Source organism: Catenovulum agarivorans YM01, assembly GCF_000281085.1.
Classification (GTDB): Bacteria; Pseudomonadota; Gammaproteobacteria; order Enterobacterales; family Alteromonadaceae; genus Catenovulum; species Catenovulum agarivorans.
Genome location: NZ_JH767529.1, coordinates 1 through 19,978, shown reverse-complemented (window position 1 = coordinate 19,978; position 19,978 = coordinate 1). Strand labels below are relative to the sequence as shown.

Below are 19,978 nucleotides of genomic sequence, written 5' to 3'. Positions count from 1 at the left end.
ATGAAGTTTACTGAGGAACAGCTTGAAAAAGCAGTGATTAGGCTTCTGCAAGAGCAAGGCTTTAGTTATGTGCGAGGTGATGAGCTTAACCGAAACAACAGCGATGTGTTAATCAAAGATGATTTGCGCAGTTATCTGTTACACAAATATGCTTCGTTTAATATTACTGATAATGAAATTGAAAGCATTGTTCGCAAGCTTGAAGTGCTACCCGCGAGTGATTTATACCAAAGTAATAAACAGCTATGTAGCTGGTTAGCTGATGGTTTTGTATTAAAGCGTGAAGATCGCAAGCTCAAAGATATTCATATCAGCCTGATAGACTATTACAACTTATCCAGCGCGCTTGAACAGTTATTTAAACCAATACAAGATTTTACCCAAGCAAAAGTTGCAACTAGCAGTCCACACGCTTTTGATACCAATATTTATAAAATTGTAAATCAGCTCAATATCGAAGGCGCCGATGGTGAAACCCGTATTCCTGATTTAATTTTGTATATTAATGGTTTACCTCTGGTAGTGTTTGAATTTAAAAGTGCCATTCGAGAAGAGCAAGCGACTATATTCAACGCCTTTGAGCAGCTAACTGTGCGTTACAGGCGTGCTATCCCTCAGCTTTTTATCTACAACGCTTTTTGTGTGATAAGTGACGGTGTAAATAATAAGATGGGCGGATTATTCTCCCCTTATGAATTCTTCTATGCTTGGCGCAAAATCACTGGCAATGAATCGGTCGAAAAAGACGGGATCAATGCTTTGCATACTATGCTGCAAGGTTTGTTCGATAAAAACAGATTGCGCGATGTGGTTCGAAACTTTGTATTTTTTCCGGATACCAGCAAAAAAGAAATCAAAATAGTTTGCCGTTATCCGCAGTATTACGCCGCACGTAAGTTATTCGCCAATATTAAGTTACACCGCAAACCCGAAGGCGACGGTAAAGGTGGTACCTATTTTGGCGCTACTGGCTGCGGTAAAAGCTACACCATGCAGTTTTTAACCCGGCTATTAATGAAAAGTGTTGAGTTTGGTAGCCCAACGATAGTGCTGATTACCGACAGAACTGATTTAGACGACCAGCTTTCGCAGCAGTTTAGCAATGCCAAACTTTATATTGGTGATCAGATAATTGAAACGGTTGAAAGCCGAGATGATTTAAGAGCTAAACTTAAAGGCCGTAACAGCGGTGGTATATTTTTAACCACCATTCATAAGTTTACTGAAGACACTAAGTTGTTGTCTGAGCGCAGCAATATTATTTGTATTTCGGATGAAGCACATCGCAGCCAAGTTAACCTAGACCAAAAAGTTAAAGTTGATTTCAAAAAAGGTACTGTGACTAAAAGCTACGGCTTTGCCAAACACTTACATGAATCTTTGCCGAATGCCACCTATGTAGGCTTTACCGGCACACCAATTGACGCAACCTATCAGGTTTTTGGTGAAATGGTTGATAGCTACACCATGACTGAATCAGTTAAAGATGAAATAACCGTTCGCATTGTGTATGAAGGGCGTGCGGCAAAAGTTATTTTAGACAATGCCATGCTGGCTAAAATTGAAGAATATTATAAACAGTGTGCTGAGCAAGGCAGCAACGAGCATCAAATCGAAGAAAGTAAAAAAGCTTCGGCTAATATGAGCGCTATTTTAGGTAATGAAGACAGAATTAAATTATTAGCGCTCGACTTTGTTCAGCATTATGAAAACCGGGTTAGTGAAGGTGCAAGCGTTAAAGGCAAAGCCATGTTTGTATCAAGCAGCCGTGAAATTGCGTACGACTTTTACAATGCGGTGAAAAATATTCGCCCCGACTGGTTTACGGTTAAACAAGCTGAGAACATTAATCAGTTTAAACCTCAAGACAGAGAAAATGCGATTAAAGCGGGCACATTAGCCAAACCGATTGAGCAAGTAAAACTGGTGATGACTCGTGGGCAGGATGACTGCAAAGCGTTATGGGATTTACTCGGTGATAAAGCTTATCGAAAAGATTTAGACACACAGTTTAAGAATCCGGCGTCTAATTTCAAAATAGCCATTGTGGTGGATATGTGGCTTACCGGTTTTGATGTTCCTTTCTTAGACACCATTTATATCGACAAGCCGATTCAGCAGCATAACCTGATTCAAACTATCTCACGGGTAAACCGAAAATTTGAGGGTAAAAACAAAGGTTTGGTGGTCGATTATATTGGCATCAAAGATCAAATGAACAAAGCTTTGGCACAATATTCTAAAGGTGACTCAACAAACTTTGAGGATATTGAGCAATCTTTGATTGTGGTTAAAGATTATTTGGATTTACTCAATCAAATGTTTAGCCCATTTGATGCTTCTGCTTATTATTCTGGTGACCCAGTAGCCCAGCTAAGTTGCCTAAATTGGGCGGGTGAATTTGTATTGCAGAATAAAAAGTTTGAACGCCGCTTTATGGAGTTGGTCAAGCGTTTAAAAGCCGCTTACGATGTATGTTGTGGCAGCGAAGAATTAACTCAAACGCAAAAAGATACGATTCACTTTTATTTGGCTGTACGCTCTATTGTTTACAAGCTAACAAAAGGTGATGCACCGGATACTGCACAAATGAATGCCAAGGTGCGTGAAATGATTGCGGACGCTTTACAAGCCGATGGTATTGAAGAAATTATGCAGCTTGGCGAACGCGAAGAAGGCATAGATATTTTTGACGGTGACTATTTGGCTAAGCTAGAAAAAGTAAAACTGCCCAATACGAAAGCTGAGTTGCTGCAAAAACTGTTAGCCAAAGCGATTGGTGATTTTAAGAAGGTAAATAGAGCGAAAGCGATTAACTTTACCAAGCGGTTTACAGCTTTGGTTGACTTGTATAACCAGCGCAAAGAAGACGAGATATTTGAAAGCAATGTGCATGAAGATTTTTCAACTGAAGTATTTAAGTTGATTGATGAGCTAAAAGCTGAAATGTCGTCATTTGCAGACATGGGCATTAATTTCGAAGAAAAAGCCTTTTACGATATTTTAAAAACCTTAGCTGAAAAATACGAATTTGAATATCCAGAAGATAGTTTGCTGACACTAGCTAAAGAAGTTAAAACTGTGGTTGATGACAAGGCCAAATATACCGACTGGTCTGATCGAATCGACATTAAAGCTGAATTGAGGGCTGATTTAATTGTACTGCTTGCCAAACATGGTTATCCGCCAATTGATCGCAATGAGGTATACAAAGAAATTTTTGAGCAGGCAGAAAATTTTAAGAAGCATAGAGTGAGTTAGTTGGCACAATTTTCAAATTTGATAACAACTTTTACCATTTATATTTTGAGGATACAGAATGGCTGTGCAACACGGAATTTGGAAAATTGGCGACAAGCCTGAGGCTTTGCCTGCTATTAGGCTGGATAGTGAAATATTACTTGAAGAGCAAATTACCAAAGATATATCTATTTTAAATCCAAATTGGCTACTCATTGGCAGGCAAGTATATACCGACTTTGGCAAATACATTGATTTACTAGCCATCGATGCTTCAGGTTCAATTATTATTATTGAACTTAAAAAGCATAAAACTCCAAGGGATGTTGTTGCTCAAACTATTGACTACGCTGCTTGGGTCGAGAGTCTTCCAACTGAAAAAATTTCACAAATTTATACTGATTTTGCTGTGAAATATGAATTAGCCAATAACGTTTTCGATGACGCTTTTAGAGCTAAATTTGGCACTTCCCCCCTTGACGAAGATGTTAATAGTTCACACCAAATGGTTATTGTGGCAGCGGAGTTAGATGCAAGTACAGAGCGCATCATTAATTATTTAAATGATAAAGCCAGCGTTGCTGTTAATGCGGTGTTTTTCTCTGTGTTTCAAGATGGCTCAAACCAATATTTAAGTCGCTCTTGGATGATTGACCCAATTGAAACGGAAGAGCATGCAGTTAATACAGCCAAGCACGGAGAATGGAACCATGAGTTTTACGCTAGCTTTGGAGCAGGCGGTAGAAATTGGAGTGATGCTGTAAAATATGGATTTATTTCAGCTGGTGGTGGGCGTTGGTATAGCAAAACTTTGTTTATGTTAGAGCCTGGCAATAGAGTCTGGGTGAACATACCTGGTACCGGTTATGTCGGAGTAGCCGAAGTTATAGATCGCGCTATTATCGCCGATGAATTTATAACAGAGGATAAACAGCTTGTCGGCAGTTACGCGTTGGCAAAAGATAGTGGTGAAGATGATGCTGAATATTTTGTACCGGTAAAATGGATACACCAAGTCCCTGAGTCGGCGGCTGTCAATGAAGTTGGTTTATTTGGTAATCAAAATTCTGTCGCTAGGCCGAGAACTGCTAAATGGCCACACACAATAAAAAGGTTAAAAGCAGTATGGGGAATAGAGTAATTTATATCAGGTTCATCTTGGTGTAGATAATTCTCTCTGTTGGTTCAGGAGCGCTGAATCAAAGCGCTGTCATGATGACGTACCGGTGACCTCGAATACAAAAGTCGAGGTCACTGGACAAACATGTAGGTATGTTCTTGTTTCCTATCCCTAGCTACAACTCCAACTCAAGAAAGTCGTGATCAACCTCGTCTTGGGTTATACCGATATAACGCAAAGTTGCAGCTTCGGCAGTGGTTAGACATGCAATTTGCAAATGGGTTAGTTGGTAGTATTAACATGATCGGACGAGAACTTAAAGACGGTAACGACGAGCTAGCCGAATGGGTTAAATTGCGTCCAGGTCACTTTATTGCCAATGATGACAGCGCAAGGCGTGAGTTATGAATTCAAAATCAAGAACTAGGGTAAAAACAACGCCGTTCTCTGACTTTTTCCGAAACGCTCCGTCTAGTGAAAAACGGAAATTCTTTGATAAAGTTATTCAGGAATCAGTTGAATATCAGCGTAAAATGATCGCTGAGGCAGAGTTGCTTAAATTTAATAAGTAATGTGCGTTGTTAGTTTTAATAGCTCAACGGTAATGCTGTTACTTTAGTTCCTATTCATGCGGAATTATCGACACTGCAAGTAGCAGAAATACTTAAGATATCGCGGCCATTTTTTGTGAAACTGCTTTAAAGTGTAGAGCTCCCTTTTACTAAAAAAGGCGCACATCGAAGAGTTTTAATTAGTGATGTTCAAGCTTATCAGCAGTTAATAGATAATGAGCGGATGAAAGCATTAGGTGCATTAACGGCTCAGGCTCAAGAATTAGATATGGGGTACCAATGCGAACAGGTGAAAATTTTTAATTAATCATTGTTTAACACTTCCCAATATCCTCCTTTTTTAGGTCCATGGTAGGTTAATTTTTGTTGTTGTTTTAACTTAGCTACAGCTCTTTCTATTGTACTCGGTGACCTTTCTAAATGTGACGCTATTTCTGCTAACGTTAAATATGGGTTCTTTTTGAGCAAGGCTAAGATTTGTTCAGGAGTTTTTACCCGCGTTTCTACCTGCATTTCTACCCGCGTTGTAGATTGTACTTCAATCAAGGTTTTAGCAATAACTGCTAGCATAAATTCGATAAATGGCGCGCAGTCAGATTTGACCGTGCTCTCTCGAATCGCTTGGTAATATTCCGCTTGATGTTGGTTTATTAAGCTCTCGACAGGTATGTCGATAAAAATTGGCTGCCATTGGCTCAAGATCAAAGTTTGCCATAAACGCCCCATACGGCCATTGCCATCTGCAAACGGGTGAATAAATTCAAATTCATAGTGGAATACACAGCTACGAATCAGTGCTGGTGAATCACAGCTTTTGAGCCAACTAAACAAATCTTTCATTAAGCGAGGGACTTGGTTTGCACCTGGAGCCATATGTACAACTTTATCACCCGACATTACGCCAACCCCACCTTGGCGGTAACATCCAGCTTCACTGATTAGTCCTGTCATTAACGTATTGTGGGCCTCTAGCAGATGTGCTTCATTCGTGCATTGCCAACCTGGCATTAGCTCATAAGCTTTCAACGCATTTTGCACTTCCAATACATCTTTAGGTGGTGCGACTATGCGTTTTCCTTCTAAGATAGCTGTAATTTGAGCCTCACTTAGTGTGTTGCCTTCAATTGCTAATGAACCATGAATCGTACGAATGCGATTTTCACGACGCAATCTAAGCGATTGAGTTTGCTCAACTCGCTCGGTCAAGCGGCCGATACTTTCGCTGATCTCGGCTACTTGTCTTAGAATAGTCTGCGTAATGGTAAAGGGTGGGTTATAGGGCATAGTGGTTTCCAGTTGGTAAGATTTCAAAGTTACAAAATAGCGTTCGTTTTGTCACTAACAGTTTTACTTGTATCTATTTTTTTAAATCATCCACATAATCTGCCCACTCTTGCATCATGATGGTTCTTTCCGGCAACAACACCGCTTTGTTATAAGTTGAGCGAATACGGTCCTTATCCATGTTTGAGTGAATTTCATTCATAACTTCGATTAGCGGTTAATGCTATATAACTTAGCATCAACTTAGAAAGATTTCATATTGCTAGGGCTGATATATGGTCTCCTCCATTATTGCAAGAGTGCCTTGCTCAGATAGTTGAATGCTAGATTTCCGTGAAACTAAGTTAGGTGTTTAGATATGGGCGTTTATTTAAACTAACTACATCCTTAAAAATTCATTTGTTCTAACGTCAAAAAGCTGCCATATTTAAGTCGTTAAATAAAGGACAACGCAGGCTTAATAAGGGGAGATTATGTGCAAGAACTCACTAACTGGAGTTTTGCTACTTCTTACTTTTTTGGCAGGTTGTGGTGGTTCAGGTAGCGCAGCAACAGAGACCTCCAAGCCGGATAGCTCAGATAACACTAAGCCAGAAGTCACACTAGTGAGTATTCATGCTCAACTATCCAACACTCCAATTCAAGTAGGTGACTCGGGGCAAGTTAAACTTGCTGTTAAATATAGTGACGATACGACTAAAACTTTAAACACTGATTTAAATTGGCAAAGTAGTGATGCTGGCGTAGCAAGTGTTGACTCTTCAGGTGTAGTTACTGCTTTCGCACAGGGGCAAACAGTTCTAAGCACTTCATATCAAGGCCTTACAACCAGTATCAATTTAGTTGTCGAGCAGGCCACTGCTAAAACTAATTTATCAATGAATTTTGATGCCGCTACTAGCCTAATGACTCTCAGTTGGAGCGAGCAAAATTTTACTGATAAAGACAGTTACTTGGTTCAGCAAAAATCTACTTTGGCTGCTAAATTGGCAGATAAACCAGATGATAATTGGGAAACATTAGTGGAATGGCCCGCTGGGCTAGGTGAGTACCTCTACCAGACTGCCGCATCAGCAGGTCAGCAATTCCGTGTAGTAGGCAGCAGTAGTGATACAATATTGACTAGCACCAAAGGTAACCTTGATTTTAAAGTTCCACTTGCTGAAGATTTTAAACTGAAAATTATTCAATCCGGCCAACTAGCAACTCAGCCTTTGTCTGGAAGTGTAGAGCTGACGATTGACACTACATCAGACGCAGTGAAAGTTGATTATTTTGTTGATACTAAAAAAATAGGCAGTAGTAATTCGGGCCCTGCTTTTAGCTATCCCTTAGTAACCAACAACCTAGTTAATGGCCCACATAGAATTGACGCTCAAATTGAGCATGAAAACGACAGCTTCATCTTAATATCAGAAACTGTTAATGCATTTAATACTAATTTAGCATTGAGCTTTAGTGCAGTAGGGCAAAATGATGTTAGTTCGACTGTTGCTGTTACTGCAAGTGCGTCGTCTCGAGTCGCAATTTCTAGAGTTGAATTCTATTTAAATCAACAACTCCAGCTTAGTTTAACTGAACCTAACCATTGTGGTTCTAGGTACGGTTGTGGCACCACTAATTATGACCAATACCGGTGGAACTGGGCAACGGTTGGATTATCGCCAAATACTTACGATATTAAAGTAATTGCTTATGACGACAGTGGCGCAGAGATTGAAAAAACACACGCATATCAACTGAATAACAAGCCAACTTTAACTCTTACTTCCCCGCTTAATCAATCGTTGGTGAGTGACAGTTTAACCATTAACGGTACTGCAAACGATGATGAAGGTGTTCCGCTCATTACAGTTAAACTTGGTGACATACTGGTTTACGCTGATTATGCCAACGAGTTTAATGCTACCCACTCTATGGCGGGGCTACCCAGTGGCACATATTTAATCACTGTTGAAGCAAAAGACGCGTCCGGTCAGGTAACGCGTAAACAAATCAATGTCTTGTATTCCTCTGAACTGTCAGTTACCCCGCAGTTTATAAGAGCATTAGATAATCAAAGTATTATAGATATACAATATGGCCGTATTTTATATACACCAACGGATGATGATATTGTTTTGGGGTCAGTTGATACTGCTCTCCTTACTCGCATTGACCGAAATTTATACTCTACTCGTGGTACATCAGTTACGGCTAATCATCCCAATAATAAAGATGTACGCTTCAAGTACAGCCAAGATAATCAGTATGCTGGACTCGTTTATACTTTTAAGCTGGATGCTTATTGGCTCAAAGCGAATAATGAAGTGGTGAACACTTATGGTAAAACTAGCAACTCAGAAGTTAAGGGCGGTTATTACCCAGTTTCATCAAGCAACAAAATTGTTTACAGTACAATGCACACGTTCAGTCCATCGGTCACTGTATATGATATCAATACAGATTCGGCCTATTCCTATAGTAGAGACAAAAAAACTTGGTTGTCGGGTTGGCGGCGTCAAACTAATGATGAATGGATGTGTAACGGTTACTATGATTTTTTGTATAGTGAATACAACCTAGACCTGCTCAATTATGAAAGTGGTGAAATCATTGAAATAACGCAGAACAATCAGGCTCATGACTTGTGTATTGGTCTTACAGCTACAGACTTTATTTACACTAGTTTTGGCTTAAGCTCTGAGCAAGGACATTTGTACAAAGCAGCGTTTTCAGACCCCATGCAGCCTTTGGAACTAAGTAGTACGCTAACAAGTTCTAATCAAGTTTTCTCTACTGGAAAAGTAACGGCGTGGATAGAGGGCGATAGCCAGGTTTTAAAAGTCTATATCAACGATGCCTCACCGCAAGAACTTACAGTTGCAAACAATGCCGTCTTGAAAAAATTAACGAATGACGGCGTCACCTACAGTATAAATAATCAGCTATATATTTGGCGAACAAACACTCAAACCAGTAAATTGATTTGGCCTGCTAGTGATACTCATTATATAGATGGTGGTAATGTATACGTTATAAGAGGCGGCAATTTGCTATACAAAATAGAGCTGTAAACGCGATAAGAATCCCTTTATAGTCGATTAGCTAGGAACGGAATTAGGCATTCTATTTTGTTCTAACTTGAACCAACTGCCATATTTGAGTCGTTCAACAATTCTTGCATGGTACTAATCATGAATTATTGTTGCACTTGTGGCGAATACTTAAGGGAGTAAAGTGCAGAGGGGGTTAGCGACAAAATGTGTCGCTAACAAAGGTAAGGCGTTATTTGGGAGCAAACTTTAAAAGTTGTGCTTATTTTGTCCAAGTGTAGGTTAGGTTCTGAGTTTGAGTTGCGCTAATGCCACCAGAGCTAACCGAAATAGTTGCGCTGTATTTTATTACAACTTTGTTTGCTGTGCGTTCTACTTCTTCAAATGAATAGTCACTGACGGTAACACCATCAACTTCAGTGTTTTGTTTCAATTGATTAGCAATTTCATCTGTGTTTGTTGGTGGAGTGGTATTTTTAACAGTCACTTGGGGTATATCAACTGTGACAGTTACTGGAGAAGTTACTGTTGAAGTGCCTGTAATAACTAGTGTCCAATTGCCTTCAGTTCCATTATTTCCAGGATCGATCACAACACCGCCGTTTTCAAACGTGATATTGTCAGGCCAAGCAAATTGAGCTAGGTCTGGTATAGATACACCCGTTGGTAGTTCACCCGCTGCATTTAAAGCGCTGTATAAGTCGTCATAACGGCTTTTTAGCGTATTTAGGTAAGATGTGAAGTCTGCAGTAAGACCTGAATTTCCAATTGAAGTATTGATGCCGTTGTAAAACTTTTCAATTTCAGCGGTAATATTTGTTTCTGTGGCAAAGCTTGCGTTCAACATAGCCAGCTGAGATTTCAATGCTTTGCTAGAGTCAGAATCAGTACTTAATTCGGTGGTTAGTTTGCTAGCGTCCGGGATATCTATATTAAATAAATTACCTACTGTGGCTGAATTTAAGCCAAACGATTCTAACACTACTTTTGTTGCTGTTTCTTGAAGCGTTTTCAGTTCGGTTGCATCAATATTCTCAAAACTAGTTGATTGAGCCATAATAACTTTAGTTGCAGCTGTCGTTAAAGAATTTACTGGTAAGTCAGTAACTTCGGTGTCCCCTTTTTCCGCTACAAAATGCGATGTCAGCTCCAAACCATCCAACTCAGTCGAAGTCATAGTATCACCACGATTGACTGAACCACATTTGTCAGCGTCACAAACCATGGTTGTGTTTGCGTTAGTTGTAACTTTCACTACAACTGGTTTGCCGTTCGACGTGCCTGGTATGCTTATATCAAACTCACCATCGGCATTGGTTGTGCCAGTGCCAACAGGTGTGCTCATGTTTCCTGCATTGTATAAATTGACATCAGCATTCGCTAACGTCCCTTTAACCACTTTACCTTGTACACTAACGTCTTGTGTTTTATCGTCGTCATCCCCAAAACAGCCGGTTAGACCACTGAGTAAAATAATACTGCAAACACTTTTTGCAATATTCAAAGATAATTTTGTGCTCATCGTATGTTTCCTTTTCAATCTAATTAATAGACAGCCGTAATTTGCAAATTAGCCTTAAGTCGAAGGCTAAAAAAAGCTTAGCTCAGGTACGACGTTATTACGCCCCCTGAATCAGGGGGACACGAGTGAAATTATTCATTACATTTTCTAGCGTAATTTATGCTAGTACAGAGGATTTTTCTGAATTATAGGGCGGATCTGAATCTATTGTTAAGCTAGAAAGAGGAACGGAAAGGGATAATTGCCAGTTTTCTTGCACCGCTTGATATTGGCATATACCGCCTAGTTTTTGAGCTCTGTTTTGCATGATATTGAGCCCTCTAATTTGTCCAATTTGAGCGTTATTAGTTAAACCATTATTTTCAACAAAGATGATTAATTGATTGTTTGTACAGTCCACGCTTACTAATAAAGTAGTTGTTTGAGCGTGTTTTAATGCGTTGGTTGTTGCTTCGCGAATGATTCTGGTCAATTCGCTATATTGCCTAATACCTAAAACGATATGGGCAGACTGAGCTTGCCAATTTAAGTTAACGCCCTGAGCTTCACATCTACGCTGAATTTCATCTCGCCACTGAAGTATAGCTGCTTCAAGTGACAAAGACTCACCTTCCATATCTTTAAGTAAATTACGTAAATCCTTAATCGCTTCTCTAACTAAAGGTTTAGTACCAGCTTCTGATCTATGCAGTAAATGCAATAATTTTGCACCAAGATCATCGTGCATATCACGGCTAATCCTATACCTTTCCTCTTTCGCGCCTTCAACATAGGCAGCACGAACATTTTCAACTAACGTATGTAATGACAAAACCAAATTGGCAATATTTTTATCTTTAGGTGTAAATAACTTTGAGCCTTCATAAGGATGTTGCAACAGCCAAAAAACTTGATTAAAAGGATCGGCCACTTTGAGTGTTTTACCTTGTTCGAGAATTGTCACTTCTGGTTTAGTATCAGATAAAGGGGAGCTATGAACGGAGAGAGGGCGAAATACAGCTTGCAACGCTTCTTTCAAACCAAGCTTACCTTTAACTTGTTGTGCTTCTAACATTGCAGGCAATGCATTAGCGAGCCATTCGTCTAGTTCTGGACGATGGTTAACGATTAATTTTTTCCATAGATATTGCCTTAGTGGAAAGTAAATCCATCCGACCAAAGCGACAGAGAGTGTTAGAGTGACAGGGCCAGATAAACTCAATAATGATACAAGTAATACATCAAATAACATGATCATTAAACCGCTAAGTAGCCAAGCCCAAAGGGCAAACCACCAGCGATCTAGCTCAAACAAACGATAACGAACGACTCCCATCGCCATACCTGCATACATGAGGAGGAAGGTTGTAAATAATAGGCCTTGAGAGGCTGGATGCGCTATTTGCAAAATCGCTGGAAGTATCATACCACCTGCAAAAAAGAAAGTTCCTGCGATAATCGAAACCACTATCCAAAGCGAAGCAGCCCTTTGTGTTGGTTGTGTTTTTGTTTGCAACCATTGCCAAATCGAACCAGTTAAACCGATTAAAAATATGCCCATTACCCACAAATGAAAGCCTTCCACTGGGGTTGCAACCAATTGGAATTGATCCAAAACAAAAGCTACAATAAATGATGCGTAAAATGCTTTTGTTAGCCAGGGTGATGGAGATTTACATGGGTAGTTCCAGATGAAAACGCTAAGAGATGCGGAAAAAAGTAAAGCGCCAAAATGGTTTAACCCAGATAACCAAATAAACAGGTCTCCTGAAATAAAAAGCTCGCGGGTACTGTAGATTGCAGCAGCAGATGAAAATAAAACATAGCTTAATCCCGTGAGTGTAAAAGAATTGATAGAAATATCTCGTTGAGCAGGTATCCACACCATCAGACAGATGATCATTCCAGCTAAACCACACAGCAATTGTAACCAAAATAACCCAGGCAGTTCTAAAATTGAACGTGGTTTTAGTTCAACTGGAAATATGTTCCCTTGATTATCAATGATTTTCAGGCTACCAGCTTGCAATGCATCATGCAGTTGTTGATGAGCACTAAAAAAGTTGTTCAAGCTCTTATAATCGGGCAATACATCGGGTTCTTCTAGTGTAAGGCTTTCAGTCGCGGCGAGCATTTTGCCTTCAATCATAAATGACTTTACAGGAAAAGCTTCCAGAGATTCTTGTTTGGCCATTAGCTCATTATTAAAAGCATAAAACTTAAAATTGCTACTTGGTAAGGTTAGTGAAAAAATGACAGTGAAGATGCCATAAAACAACACTAAAAAAAGCCCTGCAATTATTCGAGTTTTTAGAGACAGCATAAGGTTACCTGCTTACGTTTCACCCTATTTTAAGGGGTTGCTTTAATTGGTTGCTAGGAGGTATGGTACGTTTTAAATTTTAAACTTTTATATTAATACAATTTATTTTTGTTACTGTAAACAATATTGGAGCTCGGATGAACGATATTGATAAGATACTGATTATCGAAGATATTCCCGAAGTATCAGTATGGTTGCATGCTCAAATTAACACTCTTTTTCCCCATCGACAAATAGATCATGCCGAAAGCCTTGCCGCTGCAAACAAAGCGATAAGCCAATATACGTACGAATTGGTTTTGGTCGATTTAGGGTTACCCGATGGTCACGGAAGTACATTTATTAGCGCTTATAAAGCTATCGCTCCTAGTGCGTTTTGTGTTGTAACGACAATTTTTGATGATGCAGATCATCTTATACGGGCATTGAGGGCTGGTGCAGATGGGTATTTACTCAAAGATGACAGTGAGAGCGAATTTATTGAACAACTTTCAGGCATAATAGGTGGTCGTCCACCACTGTCCGCATCTATCGCGCGTTACCTTTTACAGCAATATAGACCTATAAATGATGAACCCGATATTGTTTTGACTCAGAGAGAAACCGATGTACTTACTCTTGCTGCGAAAGGACTAAGTGTTAAACACGCAGCAGATTTATTAGGAATTAGTTACTACACAGCAGCAGGTTACCTAAAAGAAGTGTACCGTAAGTTGCAAGTAAACTCTCGAGCTGAAGCTACGGTTAAAGCGGTTAATTTAGGGTTGATTAACCCAAAGTAACCCCTTGTTTATGGGGGATACGTTAAACTAAAGCTTCATTATTATTGTCGTGACATAGGAAAAAATAGGATTTGTCATGACAATTTTACCCTTTTATCGGCTTATACCCGCTATAGGACTTGGTGTTCTAATATCAGCTTGTTCATCAGATAAACGCGTTGACATTGAATCACCTGAACCGGATCCAACTATAACAGTCTCTTTAAATGGCACTGCGGCCGTAGGGCAAGCAATCGTAAACGCTACTATAACCGCAACTTGTCAAAACGGATCGGGTTTTACAGTTTCGCCCGTAGTTACCGACGATAAGGGAAAATGGAGTGGTGAAGTCGATAGCCAACAACTACCTTGTTTACTTGAGTTGGCTGGAGGTGAACCCGATATACAATTGTCGAGTATGGCATTTTCAGCTGGCACAGTGAACATTACACCACTGACGCATTTATCCCTGCTTAAGGCTAGCGCAGATGCCAATCTAACTTGGAAAGATAATGTTGCTATATGGCCCAATAGAAATCAAATTGAAGCAGCAGCTTCAAGTGTATTGGATGTATTCGAATCTAAAAACTATATTGATGAAGAACTCGTGGGTAGCCCTTTCTCAACCGAGTTCGAAGCAGATGGAACCGGCTGGGATAGACTACTTGATAATATCCTCACCCTTGTATCGGATTCAACTAATCAAATAGATGATTATCAAGCCTTAGGGCAAATTTTGATAAATGATGATCTGGAACGTTTACCTGTTTACACCAGTACAACGCCCACAGAGCCAACAGAACCGACGCCTAATGAGGAATTACTCAATCAACTTAACGGAATTGCGTTTACGCTTGATGGGCATACTTGGATTATAAATCAGCCTTTTATCCCCTCGTCTAATTATCAAAATACTAATCGGCATATTCGTGCCAACAACTTTATCGGTGATGTTATTTTAGACGAGAGCTCATTTAAGGGAGATGAATTGGCTTGGGCGCAAGTTACGTTAGCTCATGGTTTACGGGGAAAACAAAATTGTAGTGTAGACACTGGACTTACTTTATTAACCGTTAATAACGACGGTGAAGTTCCCGTGCAAAAAATTTGGAGTGCGACTGAGTGTGAATTGCAGGTTGATTACCATATTGGCAATGGCGCAAGTGAGGGGCGTATTGTCAGCGCTAAGCTGGTTAATGACAAAGATCAGACAGAAGCAGTATTGACTGACGGGCAGTTTCGTATTTTTGTGCATCCAGGAAAAACAGGAGAAGTACCTACTTCTTTGGCTGACGACGTTTGGATGTCTGTTGCAATAGATAAAGGGACTGCGGAACTGAAGTCGGGATACTTTTTAATGTCTGATAAATATTCAACTAATTTAACGGAAGATGGTTCTCATCCTGATCACCAAATTAGTATCTCCCTAGATAGTAGTTCTGCTTTAGAAAGTCGTGAGCCTGGAAGTTATACCTGTGGTGTTGACCCTATCAGTTCTGTCAATATGACGCTCAAAATGGGGTTTAATAATGCATACGTTTTTAGTACGAAAAATGGCGGAGACTCTGAAGGGAAATGCAGCTTTAACATAGATAGTAGCTCTGGGCGAAAATTTGAAGGCAGCTACACTGCAACCCTAATTGCGCAAGCAGCTAACAATGATATCGATATGGATTCTACAGAAAGAACAATTACGATAAGTGGTCGAATCCGGAACTTTATTACACAAGCGTTTGTTGCAAAAAATAATGGAAACGAAGGTGATTTAGCTACTGATGTCGCTGGCCTTAGCATGAAAATAGAAGAGGGGAGCACTCACTTTATACAAGGGCAAAGCTTTTTATTAGTAGATGATCTAAGTGAAACCAGTGGTCATATCGTTCACTACGAGTGGAAAAAAACGGATGAACATATCGCGCCATTACGTATGACTTTCTCTGGTTTGCCACTCAGTGTTGGTAGTTATGTTTGTAATGAAATAGTGGGTGATCAGCAGCTTAGTATGAGTCTTGGAACCAATGCTAATATTCCCTACAGCACGTCATTCACTCAAGGTGGGGTGCAGCAATTAAACGATGGAGCTTCTTGTTCTGTTGATGTTACGAATATTGGCACGGGTAGTATAGAAGGAACTTATACCGCTACATTAGTCGCGCGTAATGTTGCTCCAATGCTACCTGAGCAGGATGCTACTATTTCTATTTCAGGTAAATTTCGCCACTTCTATACGGAAGATCAAGAGCCAACAGAACCTGATCCCATAGATCCAGCACCGACAGATCCAAGCGACCCAACACCTAAAGATCCTGAACCTGGCTCTTTGCAAGAGCCTGTAGGTAAAGCCGTTTTTGGGGATAATGCCAGCCCAACTAGTGAGGAATTTATCGCATTAGTGTCAAACACTTGGCCTGTTGCAATTTATCAGGTGCCGGATTCTAACCCCGAATGGTACGGGAAAGGCTCACTAACTATCAGTGGTACTAGCAATTCTTGGAATATGGAATTAAGAGGGGCGGACAACAGCGTTATTTCAAGCCTTAATTCTAGTAATGCTTTTACCAATGCATTAACTCCTTTTTACAAACAAGATCTTGGTGTTTTAGTCGTTTATCAACCTGGGCAGATTTTTATTAACAAAGGCACGGACATTACACAGTACATGACGAGCTTTTTCTACCAGAATTCCGGATTGATTGAGGGCAGTGCGGGTGGCAATGCAGAAGTTAAATTCCGTAATAGTGTTGAAGCCTACGGTACTGGAGTTCCTGATATTTTTAATACTTTAGCGGGTACTTGGACTGCTAATGTTAATGTGTATTGTGACGGCCCATTTGGCGCACCGACAGCAGTGACGAATACAGCCACAATTACCAATGGTGGGGTAATTACGTTAGATGGAAAAACGCAGCTATGCGGCAATACGATTCCTCAAACATTTGAGTGGGAAGGACTCAATGACTTTTTAATAATCGACCCGGAAGAAAACGATGGTTCTTACATAATGCAGATTGATGCGCAGAATTTAACCAAAGTTGGAAATGGAAAAGTACAAATACGCTTTAACCCTGATATGACAGTGAAAAGCATTAGTGGCTTTTTGCCCGAGTTATTTGAGTTAAAAGGTGCGGTTAAGCAGTCGATTTAAATTTTAGCAGCAAATATTTTTGAGGAATTATTAATGAACACTTTGTTATCTGCTCGGGTTATACCAAGCCTGTCAGTATTGGCTCTTGTTATTGGTTGTTCGTCTACCAGTGAAAGTTTGCCTGACTATAACCCTGCTACAAATGCTGCGGCTCAGGCTGACAGCTTTATTTACGCTGAAAATGAAGAGTATATGAAAGGCGTGAACAAAATAGGGGTTATGTCCTGTAATGTCATGTTCGGTATGACAAGCTCAGCTTCGGCCTCAACCAGCGGTGGGTTCAGAGCAGGAGCTACGCGTGCAACAGGTACAGTTAGTCGGTCGGATGTAAAAATTTCGGTTACATACACAGCAAGTGGGTTAGAAGAAACAGAATTGCAACGTTTAGCCGATCAAGCATGTGAAAATGCTGAATTAGAATTGTCAAACGCAGGTTTTGAACTGGTACCACACTCAAAAATTAAAACTAACAAATATTATCAGGAATTACATGCAGGCGGACAAGCAAGTCCATTTGAGTTCAAAGGTAAAGGTGATACACGATATTTAGTATTAGGTCGGAATGGAGAAACCATTTCTGATCCTCGTTATATCAGTACTGCAAGTGGTTTCTCGCAAGTTTTTAAATCCATTGGTGGGGACTCTTCAGAACAAATTGAAGATTTTTTAATGAAAGATTTAGGTATGACTGGGGTTAATATTAACTTACTCATTGATTTTGCCAGTCTGCAATCTGATGGAGATAAATCTTTTGCTGGGTTAAGCAATAAAGATACAGCTAAAGTTGATGCTTCTATTCAATTATCTGTTAGTGGTGATATTCGTTTTCAACCAATTACACAACAAAAATGCTGGAGTGAGTGGGGTAAAGAGAAATGTATGGTAAAGCCTAGCCACCAGCCCGTGTTTGGTAGTAAACGAGATGTTGCCAGTTCCACCATTTTTTATGAAAGTATAGAAGATGCCACCACAACTGCTGACAAAGTAACCTCAGGTTTAACTAAAACATTAGGCTTTTTAAGTGCTTTAGGTGGAACATCTAGTAGCGTTGCGAGGGATATCACACGCTATCAGGTGAATATAATCCCTACAGTGTACGAAACTGAAAGCAAAAAACTAACGAATGGCCTTGTGGAGATGGCTGCCACTAAAGCCGTATCTAAAAAATAAAATACTTGCTTAGTACCTTGGATTTAAGTCGGTTGACCTTGATACCGACTTAAATCTCGTCAGATAGTTTAATTCTTGCCTATTTAGTTGATACGTACTTTACAACTACGGGCATCTGCTATTCACCGAGCAAACTAGGGAATAGTTTGCCATAAACGCCCCATTCGACTGTTGCCATCCGCCCACTCTAACATCATCTTAGTTTTCTTATGTTATTGTTAGTGATTATCGTTCTCGATTGGGTGGGGCTTTAAGCAAGACTTGTCCAAGGATGTATTAAATAGTCCAGCTGAAGCTACTTTGAAAGTGTAGCTTTTGGTGTAGTTTTTGTCGGTTAATTTAGAAAAATTTATTATTTTCAATGCTAACACACCTGTGCATCATAGGTGTGTGTTGACTCAAACTTTGTTCTGAATAAATATCTGTACTCATTTGTAATTTTTACCTGATTTGAGATTTGCCGAGCATGTATTGGACTGAAATTCTTCAAGCCGCTGAAAACTGTGGCGCTATTTTAACGCGGAAAGGGCTAACCATTGCAACCGCTGAATCATGTACTGGCGGTGGGATTGCTTACGCTTTAACCGAAATCGCCGGAAGTTCTGCTTATTTTACCCAAAGTTGGGTGACTTACAGTAATTTAGCTAAAGAAAATTGTTTGGGCGTAGCTGCTGATACTTTAGAAAAGTATGGTGCTGTGAGTGAGCAAGTGGTTGCGGAAATGGCTGCCGGTGTGTTGCAAAACTCTGGGGCTGATATCGCAGTGACCACAAGTGGTATTGCTGGGCCGGGTGGAGCAACCGATACTAAACCCGTTGGTTTAGTGCATTTTGCTTGGCAAATTAAAGGGCAAGATGCGCTGTGTGAACATAAAATATTTGCTGGTGATAGGGCGGAAGTTCGGCAACAAGCTATTTTATATGCATTGGAAAAAATAGAAGTTTTGTTGGATAAAACCGAGTGATGGGGCATTGCTGCAAGTAGTCGAAGCAAAACTCAGAAGGTAAATGGAGTATTACTCACAAAAACGCTTCGAGCCCATCCCTGGGTCGCTCGCAAAAGATATCCCTATCTTTTGAAGTTTTGTTCGCAACACTTCCATTTACCTTCTTAGCTATTTTATCGCTGGGAAATTGGTTTATGAGCCTGTGAGCTCTGAAGGCGGAGTAGATACATATGCCGCTTACTGTACCGATCCGTTTGGTATGCCGACCGACTATGCTGGGTGGGAATACTCAGTAGCGTCTTAATATCATTAATGTTTAAGAGGGAATATCAATGACAGTGTTTAAACCACTATTATGTGTGGTTCTAGTTTGTATCACTGGTTTATTGGTAGCCCTCTATCCTAATGCCGAACCAATAAACAAACCTCTGCATGAGTCAACCTCGGCCGAAGTTCTGATTCAAGATTTTAGTGTCAATAATACTGAAACAACCCTTGCTACCTCGCCGGTAAAAGAGAAATCGAAACATCCAACAGACGCTTCTACTGAGCACAATGCTAACCATAACCAGCATTCGAATAAGCAGCATGATCCAGCGACGGAAGAAAAAGCATTCGTTGACGATGATGCGATGAGTATTGAAGCTTTTTTACAGAAAGAGCGCCATAAAGCAATGGTGATAAAAGAGCTTGTTGACGTCCCGCTAGAACAAGCTCTTGCCCAGCTTAAAGACGTCCCTGAATTTATGCTACGAGAAGTACCAGGTTTGAAAGACCGCCCCCCTACAAACAAAGATTATTCTGCAACTAATTTTCCTATCAGCCCTTGTAGTGGTCAAGTTAAATTGGCCACGGTTTTATAGTTTAGCCAGAAATTTTCT

The 19,978-nt window shown here is 40.1% G+C and carries 13 protein-coding genes; 10 read left to right on the top strand and 3 right to left on the bottom strand.

Annotation, left to right across the window (positions count from 1 at the left end):
- The 4 genes from WSC_RS0112390 (at position 1) to WSC_RS25040 (ending at position 4,932) form a co-directional block, all read left to right on the top strand.
- Positions 1-3,261 carry a type I restriction endonuclease subunit R gene (locus WSC_RS0112390; protein WP_016956256.1) on the top strand — a complete coding sequence of 1,087 codons (3,261 nt, stop codon included), beginning with the start codon at positions 1-3 and terminating at the stop codon, positions 3,259-3,261.
- 58 nt (positions 3,262-3,319) lie between these two features.
- Entirely contained in the window at positions 3,320-4,381 is a 1,062-nt protein-coding gene (locus WSC_RS0112385) for a PDDEXK family nuclease (protein WP_016956255.1), read from the top strand.
- Positions 4,382-4,624: 243 nt separating this feature from the next.
- Complete coding sequence (locus WSC_RS24645) at positions 4,625-4,768, top strand: DUF4411 family protein (protein WP_016956254.1); 144 nt, start codon at positions 4,625-4,627, stop codon at positions 4,766-4,768.
- On the top strand, positions 4,765-4,932 hold the full coding sequence (locus tag WSC_RS25040; RefSeq protein WP_016956253.1) for a hypothetical protein: 168 nt from the start codon (positions 4,765-4,767) through the stop codon (positions 4,930-4,932). The genes WSC_RS24645 and WSC_RS25040 overlap by 4 nt, the downstream gene beginning before the upstream one ends.
- A gap of 303 nt (positions 4,933-5,235) precedes the next feature.
- Here the strand turns inward: WSC_RS25040 and WSC_RS0112365 are convergent, their stop codons facing one another.
- Complete coding sequence (locus tag WSC_RS0112365) at positions 5,236-6,216, bottom strand: Fic family protein (protein ID WP_016956252.1); 981 nt, start codon at positions 6,214-6,216, stop codon at positions 5,236-5,238.
- A gap of 473 nt (positions 6,217-6,689) precedes the next feature.
- On the opposite strand from WSC_RS0112365, the gene WSC_RS0112355 reads away from it, so the two are divergent.
- Positions 6,690-9,272 (top strand): Ig-like domain-containing protein, encoded by a 2,583-nt coding sequence (locus WSC_RS0112355; RefSeq protein ID WP_016956250.1) that lies wholly within the window; start codon positions 6,690-6,692, stop codon positions 9,270-9,272.
- A 241-nt stretch (positions 9,273-9,513) separates the two neighbouring features.
- Here WSC_RS0112355 and WSC_RS0112350 read toward each other — a convergent pair whose 3' ends face one another.
- A complete protein-coding gene (locus WSC_RS0112350) occupies positions 9,514-10,773 on the bottom strand; it encodes a hypothetical protein (protein WP_016956249.1) in 1,260 nt (419 codons plus the stop codon).
- A 157-nt stretch (positions 10,774-10,930) separates the two neighbouring features.
- The gene (locus tag WSC_RS0112345) at positions 10,931-13,075 is read right to left on the bottom strand and encodes an ATP-binding protein (protein WP_016956248.1); all 2,145 of its coding nucleotides are present in this window, start codon (positions 13,073-13,075) and stop codon (positions 10,931-10,933) included.
- Positions 13,076-13,212: 137 nt separating this feature from the next.
- Between WSC_RS0112345 and WSC_RS0112340 the strand changes: the two genes are divergently transcribed.
- The 5 genes from WSC_RS0112340 to WSC_RS0112320 all read left to right on the top strand — a co-directional run bounded on the left by WSC_RS0112340 (position 13,213) and on the right by WSC_RS0112320 (position 19,960).
- Complete coding sequence (locus WSC_RS0112340) at positions 13,213-13,857, top strand: response regulator (protein ID WP_016956247.1); 645 nt, start codon at positions 13,213-13,215, stop codon at positions 13,855-13,857.
- A gap of 76 nt (positions 13,858-13,933) precedes the next feature.
- The gene (locus WSC_RS24195; protein ID WP_016956246.1) at positions 13,934-16,981 is read left to right on the top strand and encodes a hypothetical protein; all 3,048 of its coding nucleotides are present in this window, start codon (positions 13,934-13,936) and stop codon (positions 16,979-16,981) included.
- Positions 16,982-17,014: 33 nt separating this feature from the next.
- Positions 17,015-18,151 (top strand): hypothetical protein, encoded by a 1,137-nt coding sequence (locus tag WSC_RS0112330; RefSeq protein WP_016956245.1) that lies wholly within the window; start codon positions 17,015-17,017, stop codon positions 18,149-18,151.
- 466 nt (positions 18,152-18,617) lie between these two features.
- Positions 18,618-19,115, top strand: coding sequence for a CinA family protein (locus WSC_RS0112325; protein WP_016956244.1), 498 nt, complete (start codon positions 18,618-18,620; stop codon positions 19,113-19,115).
- Between the two features lie 314 nt (positions 19,116-19,429).
- Positions 19,430-19,960 carry a hypothetical protein gene (locus WSC_RS0112320; protein WP_016956243.1) on the top strand — a complete coding sequence of 177 codons (531 nt, stop codon included), beginning with the start codon at positions 19,430-19,432 and terminating at the stop codon, positions 19,958-19,960.
- Positions 19,961-19,978: the final 18 nt, after the last annotated feature.